The sequence below is a fragment of the Candidatus Margulisiibacteriota bacterium genome (assembly GCA_041661965.1).
GTDB lineage: Bacteria > Margulisbacteria > WOR-1 > O2-12-FULL-45-9 > XYB2-FULL-48-7 > XYB2-FULL-45-9.
The window spans coordinates 274,942-290,975 of the sequence record JBAZTH010000002.1 but is presented as its reverse complement, the minus strand read 5'-3'; the positions used below and the strand labels follow the sequence as shown (position 1 = coordinate 290,975).

Below are 16,034 nucleotides of genomic sequence, written 5' to 3'. Positions count from 1 at the left end.
TTACTTTAACAGTACCAGAAGCAGGGAAATGACCAGAGCGTAAAGGGCGATCGCTTCGACGAACGCGATGAACAAGATGGCGGTCGTTCTGATCTGGCCGGCCATTTCCGGCTGGCGGCTCATCGATTCGATCGCTTTTTGGCCGATCAAGCCGACGCCGATCCCGGCCCCGATCCCCGCTAATCCGATCGATAATCCAGCCCCTAAAGTCGCGAAATCAATTGGTCCCATGTTTTTTCCTCCTTCAAAATTATTTAGTGGCCTTCGCTCGTTGCTTCAGCCACGTAAACTGCCGACAGGAACATAAAAATATAAGCTTGAATGAACGCGAACAAGACCTCCAGCACCGAGACCAGAATATGGCCGATCAAGGGGAGAGGGGCAATGTAGATGTTCTTGAAAACCAAAATTATCGAGATGAAAGCAAGCAAGACGGTGTGCCCGGCGAAAACGTTGGCGAATAAACGAACCGCCAGGGAAAAGGGGCGGGCCAGCTGGCTCAAGATCTCGATCGGGATTAAAAGGGGCAAAACCGCCGGGGGAATCCCGCCGGGGATAAAAGAGCGGAAATAGCCAAAGAAGCCGTGCTTAAGGATGCCGGCGATCGTGGCGATGGTGATGACCATAAGAGCCAGGGCGCCGGTCACGTTGATATTGGCGGTGGCCGAGAACCATTCCGGGACCAGGCCGGAAAAATTACAAGCCAGGATAAAGAGAAAAAGGGTGAAAAGAAAAGGGAACCATTTCTTGGTGTCGTGGCCCAGCACGTCGGCCAGCTGTTCCCGCATGACTTCGACGCTGACTTCGGCCAGGCTTTGCATTTTGCCGGGGATCGTGGCCAAGCGGCCGATGGCGACCCGGAAAAAGACGAAGATCAAAAGGACGGCGACCCACATGCTGACGACCGCCTTAGTTATGGAAAGATCAAAACCAAAAAGCTGAAGGTGGTAATAAACGGGCGCCCTAAAGTGTTCGAGAATGTCGACCATAATATTACAAGTTTACCGAAGCGGGCGGGCGGCGATTTTATAAGCGTTCCAAAAGCCGGCAAGCGCTCCGAGGGCAATTCCAAGGATCATCAGCCAGGGGAGAGTATGCCACATTTCGTCAAGCTTATATCCGACTAGGGCTCCAAGGAGAACCCCAACCGCGAGCTCAACACCCACGCTAAGTGCCAAGCCGACTTCTTTACCAAAGGCAGGACTTTTCACTTAAAAATACTATACTCTTGTCGTGGAGAAAAGTCAAATACGCGCTATTCGACGGTGACGCTTTTGGCGAGGTTGCGCGGCTGGTCGACGTGGCAGCCCCGTTTCAGGGCGATGTAGTAGGCGAAGATCTGGAGCGGCACGACCGCCAGGAGGGGCGAGAGGGCTTCGGTCGTGTTGGGGATATAAAGGACCTCGTCCGCCTGTTGGGCGATAGCGTCGTCCCCTTCGGTGGCGATGGCGATGACCTGTCCGCCGCGGGCCTTTACCTCTTCAATGTTTCCCAGGACCTTTTCGTAGCGCCGTCCGGCAAAAGCCAGGATGACGACCGGCATGTTCTTGTCGATCAGGGCGATCGGGCCGTGTTTCATTTCGGCTGCCGGGTACCCTTCGGCGTGGATGTAGGAGACTTCTTTAAGCTTGAGCGCCCCCTCCAGGGCGATGGGGAACCCTTTGCCGCGACCAAGGTAGAGTGAATTGGTCGCCTTAAAATATTTCTCGGCGATCTTTTCGATCGTTTTTTCGCTAAGGAGTAATTTTTCCAGCTGGTCCGGGATCTCGATCAGGTCCTGGATCAGTTTGGTCGATTCCGCTTCCGTGATGGTCCCCCGGATCTTACCAAACAAAACGGCCAGGAGATAAATGACGGTTAGTTGGGTGGTAAAAGCCTTGGTCGAAGCGACCCCGATCTCCGGCCCGGCGTTGGTGTAGATCACGCCGTCGGCTTCGCGGGCGATAGTTGAGCCGACCACGTTACAGATGGCGATCGTTTTGGCCCCCTGGGCGCGCGCTTCCCAAACGGCGCCGAGCGTGTCGGCGGTCTCGCCGGATTGGGTGATGGCGATCACCAGAGTGTTTTTGTCGATAATTGGGTGCCGGTAACGGAACTCGGCGGCATACTCGACTTCCGTCGCCAGCCGGGCGTATTGTTCAAACAGATATTCGCCGATCAGCCCGGCGTGCCAGCTGGTGCCGCAGGCGGTGAAGACGACCCGATTGATGTTCTTCATCTCTTCCCGGGTCACGATCAGCTCGTCAAAATGGATTTTGTGGCTGTCCGGTTGGATCCGGCCGGCGATCGTTTTACGGATGGCATTCGGCTGTTCGTGGATCTCCTTGAGCATGAAGTGGGCGTAGCCCCCCTTTTCTGCCGATTCCGGGTCCCAGGAGATCAGGTTAATCTCTTTTTTAACCTCTTTGCCGGTCAAGTCGGAGACCGTAACCCCGTCTTGGGTCATTTCGGCCAGTTCGCCGTTCTCTAGATAGATGACCTGGCTGGTGTATTTGAGCATCGCCGGGATATCAGAAGAAAGGAAGAGTTCTTTTTCCCCCAGGCCGATGATAAGCGGGCTGCCCGAGCGGGCGACGACGATCTTTTTTGGTTCGGTTTTAGCGATGACCGCCATGGCGTAAGTGCCGCGGACCCGGCCTAAAACCTTGCGGACGGCGGCGATCAGATCGCCGGAATAATGCTCTTCGATCAGATGGGCCAGGACTTCGGTGTCGGTTGAGGAAAGAAATTTGTGGCCGCGTTCGGTCAATTCGTGTTTAAGCTCAAGATAGTTTTCAATGATCCCGTTATGGACGACCGCCAGCTCTTTTTTGCAGTCCTGGTGGGGGTGGGAATTCTCGTCGGACGGTTGGCCGTGGGTCGCCCAGCGGGTATGGCCGATCCCGATCTTGCCGACCAGCGGTTTTTGCGCCAGCTTGTCTTCCAGAAAAGAGATCTTGCCGACGCACTTGCTAAGCTCGAGCTTTCCCCGGTGGATGGTGGCGACGCCGGCTGAATCATAGCCGCGGTATTCCAGCTTTTTTAACCCTTCGATCAGGAAGGGGAGGGCTTCTTTACGCCCGATGTAACCAAAAATTCCGCACATAATTACTCCCTTCTCCAGGGTCGATCGCCGATTATGGCTGCTGGTTTAAGATCGCCTCGACTTCGCGTTTGGCCAGCCGCAGCTGTTCCCGGATCAGTTTGGGATCGTAATTGTTATCGGCTGTCGCCCGGTCCCACATAATGCCGAAACGGCGGGTCAGGATCGGTTCCAGCAGGCCCCAAGACGGGATCGCCGGATAGGTTTTGCCGTAGAAAACCGCGTCTTTGAAGACCTTGCGTTTCGGGTCGTTGGCGAAATACGGGTCTTTGAAGGCTTCGACGCGGGCCGGCAGGAAACCGGAAACCTTGGTGTATTCGATTTGCGGTTTAAGGGAGGTCAGGTACTGGATGACCTTGAGGGCGTCGGCCTTGTTTTTCCCCTGTTTGAAGATCGCCAGGGAGGAGCCGCCGACAAAAGTAAAGCGCCCTTTAGGACCCTTCGGGTAGCCGATGACCGCGAAGTTCTTGGAGGCGGGCGATCCGCCGGAGCCCCCTTCGGAAACCGGCCGGGTCAGGGTCTTGACCTCATACGGCCCGTCAAAATACATGGCGCAGGCGCCGCTGTTGAAATTGGCGCTGACCTGGGCGGTGTTCAGCTCGAGATAAGAAATGGGGACGTAACCGTTTTTGACGATGTTTAGATAGTACATGATCCCGGCGAGAGCCGCGTCGCTGTCGAGGACGCAGGTTTTTCGGTCGGCGGAAAGAAAGTCGCCGCCCGCCATCCAGATCCAGGGCGCGAGAGTGTGAATGACGTTCCAGTCGTTCTTGCCGGAGATGCCGAGCGGGGCCATCGGCTGGTCGTCGAAGACCAGGTCGGCGTCATAAAGTTTTTTCAACCCTTTATTGAACCCGTCCCAGGTTTGGATCTCTTCCGGTCTTAAGCCGGCTTTTTTGAAGGCGTCGGTCCGGATGAAGAGGGCCCTGGCGTCAACAAACCAGGGAATGGCGCTGATCTGGCTTGATTTTTCGATCCCGACGGTTTGCCAGGCGACCGGGACGAAGGTTTTCGGTCCGCCGAGAGAGGCGACCGCTTCTTTGGAAAAGTTTTCCAGCGCCCCCATTTGGGCGATCGCGGAGGTCCAGGTTGAACCGAGCTGGACCATGTCCGGCACGTCACCCGAGGTGGCGGCGGTTGTGATCTTACTCCAGGCGGCTCCCCAGTCGACCGAGGTGACCTTGACCTTGATGCCGGTCTTTTCTTCGAACGGCTTCAACAGGTTTTCGATGTCGGTAACCGGGCTCAAAGAATTCGGCATGACCCAGAATTCGACGACTCTTTCGTTGGAACCGGTTTTTTTCGGGGCGCAGCTGGCGACAAACGAGGCAAGAACGACAAGGCTCAATAAGAGAATAGCGATACGAGACTTCATTGATTTTCCCCTTTCTAAAATAGGTGACTTGGTAGGCATTCTACCTGATTGCGCTGATTTATTCAACGCTGGGCGCCACAGGTATCTTTCGCCAGGTTAACTTATAAATTTCAGCCGAAAGAGTGAAATTTCCCAAAGAACTTGCCGATATATATATGGAAGAGACATACCGTTCACTTCTGTCGAGATAAAAGAGGGCCAGCCTGTTGGCCCTTTTTTATTGCCCGCGTGCTACAATGAATAAAATGGAAGATATCAGAAGCAAAAACTTTGAAGAGATAATCGCGATCGGCCAAGAGGCGGGACTGGTCCCGTTCAAGGCCAGGGAGCTCTATCGGGCGGTCCACGGCAAAGTCAAAGAGAAGATCGGGGAAATAACCACCCTGCAGTTGGCGGAACGATCCCGGCTGGAGAAAAAGTATGAGATCGGGCTTCCCAAGCCGATCACGGTCCTTAAGGGGAACCGGACGGTCAAAGTCGCCTTTGAGCTGGCTGACGGCAAAGTGATCGAATCGGTCATGATGGAGTATGAAGAAGGGCGGAAAACGGTCTGTGTCTCTTCACAGTCCGGCTGTCCGATTGGCTGTTTGTTCTGCGCCACCGGCCGGAGCGGTTTTCGCCGCAATTTGACCCCGGGGGAGATCGTTTCTCAAGTTTACTTTTTTGCTAAAAAACACCAAATAACAAACTTAGTCTTCATGGGAATGGGGGAGCCGTTCTTGAACTACAACAACGTCATGACGGCCGCTAAAAATCTCAATAGCGATCTCGGTTTGAATATTGCCGCCCGTAAGATTGTTCTTTCTACGATCGGGATCCCGGCCGGCATTAATAAACTGGCCAAAGAGCCGGGCCAATTTAGGCTCGCCTGGTCGCTGGTCTCTCCTTTTGACCATGATCGCCGCCAATTGGTCCCATACCGGAACCTTCCCTCGATCACTAATGTTGTCGAAGCGATCGGCGACTACCAGTCGCGGACCAATCGCCGGATAACGATCGAATATGTGGTCTTAAGAGGGGTCAACGACCGGATGAAGGACATTAAAGAGATCATCGCCATCAGCCAGAACCTGGATTGCCACGTTAACCTTATTCCTTACAACGAAACCGCTCCGACCGGCCGCTTTGAAACCGGAAATATTGAAAAAATGTTTGCCGAGCTCCGTAATGTTCATTTGAAAGTGACCGTGAGGCAAAGTTTGGGGAGTGATGTTCAAGGGGCCTGCGGGCAGTTGTCGGCTAAGCTTTGCGGAACAGCGTCCCGACCTTCTCCCCATTAACCACTTGCTGAAGGGCGTTCTTTTTTCGCCCGCTGATGATCGCCATATTAATCCCCGACTTTAGACAGATAGCCGCCGCTTGCAGTTTGGTGATCATCCCGCCGGTCCCAACTTTCGTTGCCGGATTGCCGGCCGCTTTTTTGACTGCGGCGGTCAGTTTGTTGATCTCCGGGACGACTGCTGTTTCCCCTTGTTTGTCCTTCATGTAAAAGCCGGACACATCAGTCAACAGGCAAAGCAGGTCGGCCCCGATCATTCTTGCGGTTAGGGCGGCCAAATTGTCGTTATCGCCGAATTTGATCTCGTCGATCGAGACGGTGTCGTTTTCGTTGACGATCGGGACGACTTTTTCCGCCAGGAGGGTTTGCAGGCAATGGCGTGAGTTGAGGTATCTTTTCCGGTCGATGATGGCGTCCCGGGTCAGAAGGACCTGGGCTACGGTAATGCCGTGCTTTTCAAAGGCCTTTTCGTACTGGCGCATCAGGCGCGATTGGCCGACGGCCGCGGCCGCCTGTTTTTCCGGGATCGATCTTGGTTGGCCGAGTTTTAACTTTTCCAGGCCGGTTATGATCGCGCCGGAGGTGACGATCACCGCTTTTTTCCCTTGTTTGAGGAGCGCGGCGGTTTCGGCGACGATTCGTTTGAGATTAGGCAGGTCTAATTTACCTTCGGGAGTGGTCAAAGTGCTGGAACCGATCTTAATAACAACGAGGTTAGCCATTAGGCCTGGGGAACGACGCTGACCTTCTTGCCGGCTTCGAAAACGACCTTACCGGCGACCTTGGCGAACAGGGTGAAGTCAGAGCCGATGCCGACGTTAGTACCCGGATAGAATTTGCTGCCGCGCTGGCGGACAATGATGCTGCCGGCCGGAATAATCTGGCTGCCGAAGGCCTTGATCCCAAGTCTTTGGCCTTTTGAATCCCGTCCGTTCCTTGATGCACTGCCGGCCTTCTTATGCGCCATGTTTGATCTCCTCGACTTGAATTCTGGTGTAATTCTGCCGGTGCCCGATAGTTCGGTGGTAGTTGGTCTTTCTCTTGTATTTGAAGGTGGTAACCTTGTTATCCTTGAAGTTGCCGATGACCTTGGCCAGGACCGATGCCCCTTTGACGTGCGGGGTGCCGATCGTGACCTTGTCGCCATCAACGACGAGCAGGACTTCTTTGAAGGTGACTTGGCTCTGGTTATCGATCAGCTCGATCTCCATGATATCGCCTTTGGTTACCTTGTATTGTTTGCCACCGGTTTGAATAATCGCGTACATAACCTATATATTATAGCAGACTCGCCCCTATTACTGCAAGTCCCTTTGGCAGCTGGCTATTCAGGCGAGTCATAACCTCGCTTGGCGGGAGGGGTTGGGCCAGCAAAAGCTCGGCCGTTTCGCCGGCCGAGGTCGCGCCGACTTTAAGGGCTTGCCCCCAGGAGATCTTCATCCGGGGATTGAAACCCTGCGAATAGGCGATCGGAATTTCCGCCCGGCGGATCGCCCGGCCGAAAGCCCGGATCAGGTCGCGGTGCGAAATGAACTTTACTTCTTCGGCTTTGAGGTATTTAATTTGTACACGCAATTAACTGCTCCTTAGTCACGCCGGACTCGATATAATCCCAGGGGAGCGGCTCTTCTTTGCTTCGCTCCCTTAAATAGTCGTTCGGGTCGACGTCGCAGGCGGCGAAGGCGGCCTGCCAGCGGATAAAATCAAACTTTTCCGACCAGGCGTCGAGCCGGGCCCCCAGCTCCCAGGCCTTTTCAATGACCGGTAGAAGCTTGGCGTCACCGCGGGAGAAAACTCCTTCCAGGAACGAGGCTTCCGCCTGGTGCCAGCGGACGTCGATGAACTTATGCCTGATATTTTCCTTAAGGAACCGCTGTTTGTCGAGTGTTTCGGCGATCGTGATTTGCCGTTCCCACTGGAAAGGGGTGTGTGGCTTGGGGACAAAGGTCGATAAGTTGACGGTAACGCGCGCCCGGCGGGTCGAGGCCCGGGCCAGTTCAAAGATCCGGCGGGCGAGATGGCCGATTCCGAGCAGGTCTTCTTCTGTTTCGGTCGGCAAGCCGATCATAAAGTAGAGCTTCACCGCTTCGATCCCGCTCGCGAAGACCGCCTTCACGCTTTCGATGATGTGTTCTTCGGTCATCTTCTTGCCGATGTAGTCGCGCAGCCGCTGGGTCCCGGCTTCCGGGGCGATGGTAATACTGCTGGAGCGGACCCGGGCGACCTCGTGGGCCAATTTAACGGAAAAAGAATTGGTCCGCATTGAGGGGAGGGCGATATTGACCCGTCGTTTTTCGTTGCGGGAGGCGAGCTCTTTGGCCAGCTCTTCGATCTTGCTGTGATCGCTGCTGGAGAGGGAGATCAGGGAAAGCTCTTCGTAGCCGGTGTTCTTGATGATCTCTTCCCCCTGCGTAATAAGTGTTTCCAGTTTCTTTTCCCGGACCGGGCGGGTTGTCCACCCGGCTTGGCAGAATTTGCAGCCCCACTTGCATCCCCGCATGATCTCGATCACTCCCCGGTCGTGGACCGGCTCCAGGAAGGGGATGATCGGCTTGGTTGGGTAGGGGACCGAGGAGAAATCTTTAACGATCCGCTTGGCAACTTTCAAGCTTAGGCCGGGGACGTAAACGCCTTCAATCTTGGCGAGCGCCACGAGCTTCTCTTTGCGCGCGGCGTGCTTTTTGACCGCTTCAATTATTTCGACGATCGCCTCTTCCGCTTCGCCGACCACGATGAAGTCGAAAAGGTCGATGACCGGTTCGGGATTAAAGAGGCTGGGCCCGCCGGCAAAGATCAGTGGATCGGTCTCTTCCCGTTCTGTCCTGTGGAGCGGGATCCGGCCGAGCTGGAGCATATTAACGACGTTGGTGTAATTCAGTTCGTAACCAAGGCTGAAACCGACTAGATTGAAGTCCCTAAGCGGCCGCCATGATTCCAGGGTGAAGAGGGGGAGGTTGTTGGCTTTCAAAACCTCTTCCATATCGCTCCAAGGGGTAAAGACCCGCTCGGCAAGGAGGTCGGTCCTGGTGTTTAAAATATGGTAAAGGATCTGGACCGCCAGGTTAGACATTCCTATTTCATAAAGATCGGGGTAGGCGATCGCGACCTTCAGCTGGTCACCCCATTCTTTGTGAACGGCGTTGATCTCGTTGCCGATATAGCGGGATGGCTTCAGGACAGTTGGCAGGAGCGATTGGATTAGTTCTTTCATAAAACCCTCACCCCAACCCCTCTCCCTCTGGGAGAGGGGCGGAAAGAAAAATCAAACACATAGAAAAGCCGGGGTGAGGGCATTACCGCACCACTAAATTCAGCATTTTGCCGGGGACGTAGATGACTTTGACGATCTGTTTGCCGCTAGTAAAGGACGCGACCTTCTCGCTCTTGTCGGCGGCCGCCTTGACCATTGCTTCGGTTGCGTCGGCCGGAACGACAACCGCGTCGCGGAGTTTGCCGTTGACCTGGATCGGGATCGTCTTTTCGCTCTCTTTGACCAGTTCCGGATCGTATTTGGGCCAGGGCTGTTTATGAATCGATTCCTTGTTGCCAAGTTGTTGCCAAAGCTCCTCGGCTAAATGAGGGGCGAAGGGGGTGACAAGAAGGAGGAGGGCATTGAGGGCTTCTTTGTTTGTTCCCAGCTCATACATTGTATTGGTTAGTTCCATAAGTTTGGCGATGGCGGTATTAAAAGAGAAACGGTCGATGTCTTCCGTCACCCCTTTAATAGTCTGATGAGTTTTTTTGCTGACCTGCGGATTAGTTGCCCCTATTTCTTTTTCGGTGACCAGCCGCCAGACCCGGCCTAGGAAGCGGTAGCTCCCCTCAACCCCGGCATCCGACCATTCGAGCTCTTTTTCGGGGGGCGAAGCGAAGAGAATGAAAAGCCGGGCGGTATCGGCGCCGTATTTTTCCACGATGTAATCGGGGTCGACGACGTTCCCTTTGGATTTGCTCATCTTGGCGCCGTCTTTCACGACCATCCCCTGGGTCAGAAGATTGGTGAACGGCTCATCGGTTGGTGCCCAGCCGGCGTCGAACAGGACTTTGGTAAAAAAGCGGGAATAGAGCAGGTGGAGGATGGCATGTTCAATGCCGCCGATATATTGGTCGACGGGGAGCCACCGTTTGGCTTTTTCCTTGCTGAACGGTTCCTGGTCATTGCGCGGATCGCTGTAGCGGAGATAGTACCAGGAGGAGCAGTTGAAAGTATCGAGCGTATCGGTTTCCCGGCGGGCTGGTCCGCCGCATTTAGGACACTTTGCTTCCAGAAAAGAGTTGGATTGGGTGAGCGGCGAAGCCCCTTCGCCGGTGAACTTCACGTCCATTGGGAGTTTGACCGGGAGCTCGCTTTCCGGAACGGGGACCGTCCCGCACTTTTCGCAATAGATAATCGGAATCGGGGCTCCCCAATAGCGTTGGCGTGAAACGAGCCAATCGCGGAGCTTGTATTTTTCCTGCCAGACGCCGAACTTGTCGCCGATCTTATCCAGCGCTTCGGCGCTCGGCAGTCCGTTAAACTCGCCGGAATTGACCATGATTCCTTCTTCTACAAAGGCGTGATCGTCGGAAACCTGTCCGCCGCCGGCGGAAACGTCGCGGTTTCCGTCTCTAATAACGACTTTAAGTGGTAAATTATGCTGTTTCGCAAATTCAAAATCCCTTTGGTCGTGGGTCGGGACTGCCATGACCGCTCCGGTGCCGTATCCCATCAGGACGTAATCGGCGAGCCAGACCGGAACCTGGTCGCCGGTCGCCGGGTTGATGGCGTACCCGCCGGTAAAAACCCCGTCCTTGCCGGTCGAGACCGCCCTTTCATGAGTGCTTTCGTGTTTAACCTTTTCGATGTAGTCGCGGACCGCTTTTTCCTGCGCCGTCCCTTTAGATAATTCCAGCGCCAGCGGATGTTCCGGGGCTAGTACCATGTAAGTGACACCAAACAAAGTGTCGGGGCGAGTAGTGTAGATTTTTAACCCCCTCTGTCCCTTCGGGACATCTCCCCCTTGGTAAGGGGGAGATTGAGAGGGGGTATTGATAGGAAACTCAATCTCGACCCCTTCACTTTTTCCGATCCAATTCCGCTGCATGATCTTTACCGGTTCCGGCCAGCCGGTCAGTTTTTCCAGGTCGGCGAGGAGGCGGTCGGCGTAAGCGGTGATTTTAAAAAACCATTGTTCCAGGTCGCGCTGTTCGACGGTCGAATCACAGCGCCAGCATTGGTCTTCTTTGACGACCTGTTCGTTGGCGAGAACGGTGTTGCACTTCGGACACCAGTTGACGACCGCTTTTTTCCGGTAGGCGAGTCCCTTTTTGTACATCAAGAGAAAGATCCACTGGGTCCATTTGTAATATTCTTCCTGGCTGGTGTTAACTTCGCGTTCCCAGTCATAGCTGATGCCGAGTTTCTTGAGCTGGACGGTCATCCGCTCGATGCACTTCTCGGTCCAAGGCTTGGGGTGGGTCTGGTTCTTGATGGCGGCGTTCTCGGCCGGCATGCCGAAGGCGTCCCAACCGATCGGGTGGAGGACGGCAAAGCCGTTCATCCGCTTGAAGCGAGCGATAATGTCGCCGATGGCGTAGTTGCGGACATGCCCCATGTGGAGGTTGCCGGATGGGTAGGGGAACATGACCAGGTCGTAAAACTTTGGCTGATCGGTCCCTTCCGGGGTCAGGTAAAGCTTGTTTTTAGCCCACTCTGCCTGCCATTTTGGTTCAAGTTGTGACGGTAAGTATTCGCTCATGACTCATCTATTTTAGCATATATCTGAAATTATTTGTTATTCCGGTCGATAAAAATAAGTCATGATAGTCAAGATCGCAAAATGTTTTCACTTAATGGGATATCAGCCTGACTTTTGCCAGTATGTTGGTGAAAGGATCGGAGTCGGCGGTTTATCCAGCGTTCATGAGCTTCAGTTGCCAGGCCGCCAGAAGCTGGCGGTCAAGATTTCTTCGGCTAATTTCGGCGAGCAGGGGAAAGCGTTTCTGCGACGAGAAGCGAATGTCCTGGCCCAATTGGACCACCCGAATATTGTCAGGGTGCACGCTTATGGTTCCTGTCCGAATGTGGAGAGGCCGACGGAAGACGCGGCTGATTTCATGGTCATGGATTTGCTGAAAGGGTACTCTTTGGACGATTATTTAAGAATGACCAAGAAGCCTTTTACCCCGCTGGAAGCTTTTATGGTCGCCCGGCAGGTCGCCCAAGCTTTGCAGGCGGTTCACCTGGCCGGCTATGCCTATAACGATGTCAAACCGGCCAACCTTGTTTTAACCGCCGGCGCGAATTACGCCAGAAAAGTAATGTTGATCGATTTTTCCCTGGTTGAACGGTTGGGATATTTGAAACCGGATGACGGCCTGTTCCGCGGCACGTTCGGCTTTGCCGCTCCGGAAAAAGCGACGGGATATGACGATCGGACCGACCTTCGGTCGGACATTTTCAGCCTTGGAATGACGATTTATAATTTGATCTTTAACGGCAATCCGTTGGACCCGAAAACATATTTGCTTGATTGCCGTGGTTTGAACGATACGATCAGGCGGGCGCGGCTCCCCTCTCCAGCGGAAACCGCCTTGTTAAGGATGACCGCTTTTCACATCGAGAACCGCTATAAAAATTGTGCCGAAGCGATCGACGCGATCGACCAAGCGATCGCGTCAGCCGGTTAACTTTTTCGTTCGGCTTCGATTACGATATAAGGGGTCCCCAACCCGCTTTCCAGCCCTTCATAGCGGAGAAAATCGTGCGGTTCGTTCTTGGTGAACCAGAAATAGGTCTTGGGGACGAAAGCGCCGAAGATATTCAGCGCCCCCAGGTCCGGGATCATCTGGAGCTTGTAAGCGACGATCTCTTTGCCGCCGATCAGCAGGGTTTCTTCCCCCAGATATTTAATGGTCATTGGATAGATCTTCGGTTCGTTCGTCAGCAAGTGAAAAGTAAAATCCCTTTTTTCCGCGAAGGGATAGTGGGAGAGGGCCAGGCCGAGCAGGTCTTTGTCGATCAGGTCGCCTTGCCGGTCGAACAAGGTATCTTTGCCGTTGCTGCGGAAAAGAATTTTCCCCTCCCGGTCGAACGATCTTTCGACCGTTTGCAGAATTTTCCCGGCCGGAGATTTAAAGATCAGCTTACCTTGATAGGGGACGGCGGTCGATCCGTCATAAAAATAGTAGGCCTGTGAATCCCAGTTTTTTTCCTTCCGGTCCTGGCCGTAAGTACCGGAGCCGTTCTCCGTTATATATAGAAAGTCTTTCCCTTTATCGGAAAACTTGGTGACTTTGATGGTCGACCGCCAAAGAGTTTTGCCGCTGGCTTTATCGTAGGCGAGGTTTTTTTTGGGTTCCAGGATCGGGTCCGTTATTTTAAAAACCTCGGCGCCGGCCGCCGCCGCCAGGAAGAGGCAAATGATCAAACCCGCTGTTTTTTTCACTTGGCCTCGTCCTTTTTTGGTCGGCCCCGTTTCGGTTTCTCTTCGGCTTTAGGCGTTTCCGGTTTGGGCGCTTCGACGTGTCCTTCCCCTTTTTCGAAAAAGATCTTGTCGTCCTTGACGTCAGCCTTAACGATGTCCCCTTCCTTAAACTTGCCGGCGATCAACTCGTTGGAGAGCGGGTTTTCCAGCAAGTGCTGGACCGCGCGGCGCAAAGGCCGTGCCCCATACTTTGGATCAAAGCCGTCTTTGATGACCCGTTCTTTGACCGCTTCGGTGATCTCCAGTTTTAACCCCCGGTCGACGACCTGTTTCTGCATGTCGGCGATCAGGATCCCGGCGATCTGCTTCAGTTCGTTCTCGGTCAGCGGGTGGAAAACGATAATTTCATCGACCCGGTTGAGGAACTCGGGGCGGAACTCTTTTTTCATGTCCCCCAGGACGGTGTCGCGCATCTTCTCGTAAGAAGCTTCCCGGTCTTCCCGCGGCAGGAAGCCGATCGCTCCCTGGGAAACGATCTCTTTCTGGCCGATGTTCGAGGTCATGATAATGACCGTGTTCTTAAAATCAACAACGTGCCCTTTGGAATCGGTGAGTCGGCCGTCGTCTAAGATCTGGAGCAGGACATTGAAAACGTCGGGATGCGCTTTTTCGATCTCATCGAAGAGGATCACGGAATAAGGTTTGCGGCGGACCGCTTCGGTGAGAGTTCCGCCCTCGTCGTAACCGACATAGCCGGGAGGGGCCCCGATCAGCCGGGAGACGGTGTGTTTTTCCATATATTCAGACATGTCGACCCGGGTCAGGGCGTCCTGCGTCCCGAAGAGAAATTCGGCCAGACGCCGGGCGACTTCGGTTTTTCCAACCCCGGTCGGACCGGCAAAAATAAAGGAACCGACCGGCCGTTGCGGCGGTTTGAGCCCGGCCCGGCCGCGGCGGATCGCCTGGGAAATAGCGACGACCGCTTCGTCCTGGCCGATGATCCGTTTGTGGAGTTCCGCTTCCATCTGGATCAGCTTTTCGGTCTCCGCGGCGGTCAGTTTGATCACCGGGATCCCGGTCCAATCGGAGACAATGGTGGCGATGTCGTCTTCAGTCACAGTTGCTTCTGAACCGTGTTCCTGTTTCCATTTGGCGGTCAGTTCTTTGGCCTGTTTTTCCAGGGCGCTGATCTTGTCGCGTGTGGCGGCCGCTTTTTCGTATTGCTGGGCGGTCAGGGCCGATTCTTTCTCCCGCTTGAGCTCTTCCAGTTGTTTCTGGACCTTCTTTAGTTCCGGTGAGCTGGTGAAGATCTGGAGGCGGACTTTGGCGGCCGCTTCGTCCATGACATCGATCGCTTTATCCGGCAGGAAGCGGTCGGAAATATAGCGGTCGGCCAAAGTGGCGGCGGCAACAAGCGCCGCGTCGGGAATCTTGACCTGGTGATGCTGTTCGTAGCGTTCCCGCAGTCCCTGCAGGATCTTGATCGTCAGGTCGACAGAGGGCTCGCTGACCAGGACCGGTTGGAAGCGGCGCTCCAACGCCGGGTCTTTTTCAATGTTTTTTCGGTATTCGGTGACGGTGGTCGCGCCGATGACCTGGAGTTCGCCCCGGGCGAGGGCGGGCTTGAGCATATTGCCGGCATCGATCGCCCCTTCGGCACCGCCGGCGCCGACCAGAGTATGAAGTTCATCGATGAAAAGAATGACCTGCCGTTTCTTGGCCAGGATCTCATCGAGGACCTTTTTAACGCGGGATTCGAATTCGCCGCGGTATTTGGTCCCGGCGACCATTCCGCCGAGATCAAGTGAGATAACGGTTTTGTCCCGGAGAATATCAGGGACTTCGCCTTTGATGATCCGTTCGGCCAACCCTTCAACGATGGCTGTTTTTCCGACACCAGGATCCCCCAGCAGGGCTGGATTGTTCTTGGTTCGCCGGGAGAGGATCCGGATAATTCTTTCGATCTCTTTCTCACGGCCAACTACCGGGTCAAGTTCGCCCTTTTTAGCCATCGCGGTCAGATCGCGGCCGAAGGTAGTCAGGGCCGGTTTTGACGGTCTTGGCGGAGCGCCGATCCCCAGGCCTGGGAAGTTAAACATCCCTTCCGGTCCGCCGCCGCCAAACGCTTCGCCGGGGCCTTCCATGCCGCCTCCTTCGCTGAAACCTTCCTCATCGTTCTCCTCTTCTTCATTAAATGGGCCCTGATCCCCCTGGGCCTTTTCCGCTTCGGCGATGATCTCTTTGGCGACCTTATCAAAGGTAACTTTTCTCTTGTGGAGCGACTGGGCGGCAATGCTCTCACCTTCCCGGATGATACCGAGCAGAAAATGTTCTTCACCGACGTAATTAAAGCCCAGCTCGCGAGCCGCCTGGTAGGCGAGGTCGAGCGTTTTCTTAGCGCGCGGTGAGAGGACCAGTTTCTTCGGGGAGCCTTCGCCGCGGCCGATCAGTGATTCGAGGTCGGAGAAGAGGTTGACCATGTCGACCCCTAATTTTTGCAGGACCTTGGAGGCGAGCCCCTCCGCTTTGATCAGGGCGAGCAGGAGGTGTTCGGTCCGGACGTGGTCATGGCCGAGCCGTTGGGCTTCTTCGGTTGCCAGCTGGAGGGCCCGGTTGGCGGAGTCGGCGAAATATTCGTAGAAGCGTTCCGACGGGCGGCGCTTTAGCAGGGAGGCAAAGATATCCGGGAATTCGAAGAAGCCGGGGATCTCCGGGAAGCCAAAGTCTCCCATGTTGCCGATATTCCCGCCCCCCATGGTCGGCAGGAGCCCTTCCTGGGCGGCGCACTCGCTGCAGAGATGGTAGGTGTTTTTTTTATTGTTGACTATTTTAGTGATATGGACCGTCGCGGGTCTGATTTTACATTTTTGACATTGCATATATTTTTTCCTT

The 16,034-nt window shown here is 54.7% G+C and carries 15 protein-coding genes; 2 read left to right on the top strand and 13 right to left on the bottom strand.

Going from position 1 to position 16,034, the window contains the following annotated elements:
- The 5 genes from atpE to WC772_04270 are packed head-to-tail and all read right to left on the bottom strand — an operon-like array spanning position 1 to position 4,457.
- Entirely contained in the window at positions 1-231 is a 231-nt protein-coding gene (gene atpE / locus WC772_04290) for an ATP synthase F0 subunit C (protein ID MFA6169970.1), read from the bottom strand.
- A 23-nt stretch (positions 232-254) separates the two neighbouring features.
- Complete coding sequence (gene atpB / locus WC772_04285; GenBank protein ID MFA6169969.1) at positions 255-989, bottom strand: F0F1 ATP synthase subunit A; 735 nt, start codon at positions 987-989, stop codon at positions 255-257.
- 12 nt (positions 990-1,001) lie between these two features.
- Positions 1,002-1,211 (bottom strand): AtpZ/AtpI family protein, encoded by a 210-nt coding sequence (locus tag WC772_04280; protein ID MFA6169968.1) that lies wholly within the window; start codon positions 1,209-1,211, stop codon positions 1,002-1,004.
- A 44-nt stretch (positions 1,212-1,255) separates the two neighbouring features.
- Positions 1,256-3,085, bottom strand: coding sequence for a glutamine--fructose-6-phosphate transaminase (isomerizing) (gene glmS / locus WC772_04275; protein ID MFA6169967.1), 1,830 nt, complete (start codon positions 3,083-3,085; stop codon positions 1,256-1,258).
- 31 nt (positions 3,086-3,116) lie between these two features.
- Positions 3,117-4,457 carry a sugar ABC transporter substrate-binding protein gene (locus WC772_04270; protein ID MFA6169966.1) on the bottom strand — a complete coding sequence of 447 codons (1,341 nt, stop codon included), beginning with the start codon at positions 4,455-4,457 and terminating at the stop codon, positions 3,117-3,119.
- 245 nt (positions 4,458-4,702) lie between these two features.
- On the opposite strand from WC772_04270, the gene rlmN reads away from it, so the two are divergent.
- The gene (gene rlmN / locus WC772_04265; GenBank protein MFA6169965.1) at positions 4,703-5,737 is read left to right on the top strand and encodes a 23S rRNA (adenine(2503)-C(2))-methyltransferase RlmN; all 1,035 of its coding nucleotides are present in this window, start codon (positions 4,703-4,705) and stop codon (positions 5,735-5,737) included.
- Here the strand turns inward: rlmN and proB are convergent.
- The 6 genes from proB to leuS form a co-directional block, all read right to left on the bottom strand.
- Positions 5,697-6,458, bottom strand: a complete 762-nt coding sequence (gene proB, locus WC772_04260) for a glutamate 5-kinase (GenBank protein MFA6169964.1) — start codon at positions 6,456-6,458, stop codon at positions 5,697-5,699. The two genes, rlmN and proB, sit on opposite strands and share 41 nt — an antisense overlap.
- Positions 6,458-6,703 (bottom strand): 50S ribosomal protein L27, encoded by a 246-nt coding sequence (rpmA, locus tag WC772_04255; protein MFA6169963.1) that lies wholly within the window; start codon positions 6,701-6,703, stop codon positions 6,458-6,460. The genes proB and rpmA overlap by 1 nt, the downstream gene beginning before the upstream one ends.
- Positions 6,693-7,004: a 50S ribosomal protein L21 gene (gene rplU, locus WC772_04250; protein MFA6169962.1), complete on the bottom strand. Its 312-nt coding sequence runs from the start codon at positions 7,002-7,004 to the stop codon at positions 6,693-6,695. The genes rpmA and rplU overlap by 11 nt, the downstream gene beginning before the upstream one ends.
- Positions 7,005-7,014: 10 nt before the next feature.
- Complete coding sequence (locus WC772_04245; GenBank protein ID MFA6169961.1) at positions 7,015-7,311, bottom strand: TIGR03936 family radical SAM-associated protein; 297 nt, start codon at positions 7,309-7,311, stop codon at positions 7,015-7,017.
- Positions 7,295-8,947 carry a radical SAM protein gene (locus WC772_04240; protein MFA6169960.1) on the bottom strand — a complete coding sequence of 551 codons (1,653 nt, stop codon included), beginning with the start codon at positions 8,945-8,947 and terminating at the stop codon, positions 7,295-7,297. Before WC772_04240 ends, WC772_04245 begins: the two co-directional genes overlap by 17 nt.
- Before the next feature lie 82 nt (positions 8,948-9,029).
- Positions 9,030-11,474 carry a leucine--tRNA ligase gene (gene leuS, locus WC772_04235; protein MFA6169959.1) on the bottom strand — a complete coding sequence of 815 codons (2,445 nt, stop codon included), beginning with the start codon at positions 11,472-11,474 and terminating at the stop codon, positions 9,030-9,032.
- Positions 11,475-11,535: 61 nt separating this feature from the next.
- On the opposite strand from leuS, the gene WC772_04230 reads away from it, so the two are divergent.
- Positions 11,536-12,405, top strand: coding sequence for a serine/threonine-protein kinase (locus WC772_04230; protein ID MFA6169958.1), 870 nt, complete (start codon positions 11,536-11,538; stop codon positions 12,403-12,405).
- Here the strand turns inward: WC772_04230 and WC772_04225 are convergent.
- Both WC772_04225 and WC772_04220 read right to left on the bottom strand, forming a co-directional pair.
- Entirely contained in the window at positions 12,402-13,163 is a 762-nt protein-coding gene (locus tag WC772_04225; protein ID MFA6169957.1) for a hypothetical protein, read from the bottom strand. The genes WC772_04230 and WC772_04225 overlap by 4 nt on opposite strands.
- Entirely contained in the window at positions 13,160-16,021 is a 2,862-nt protein-coding gene (locus WC772_04220; GenBank protein MFA6169956.1) for an AAA family ATPase, read from the bottom strand. The genes WC772_04225 and WC772_04220 overlap by 4 nt, the downstream gene beginning before the upstream one ends.
- Between the last annotated feature and the right edge of the window lie 13 nt (positions 16,022-16,034).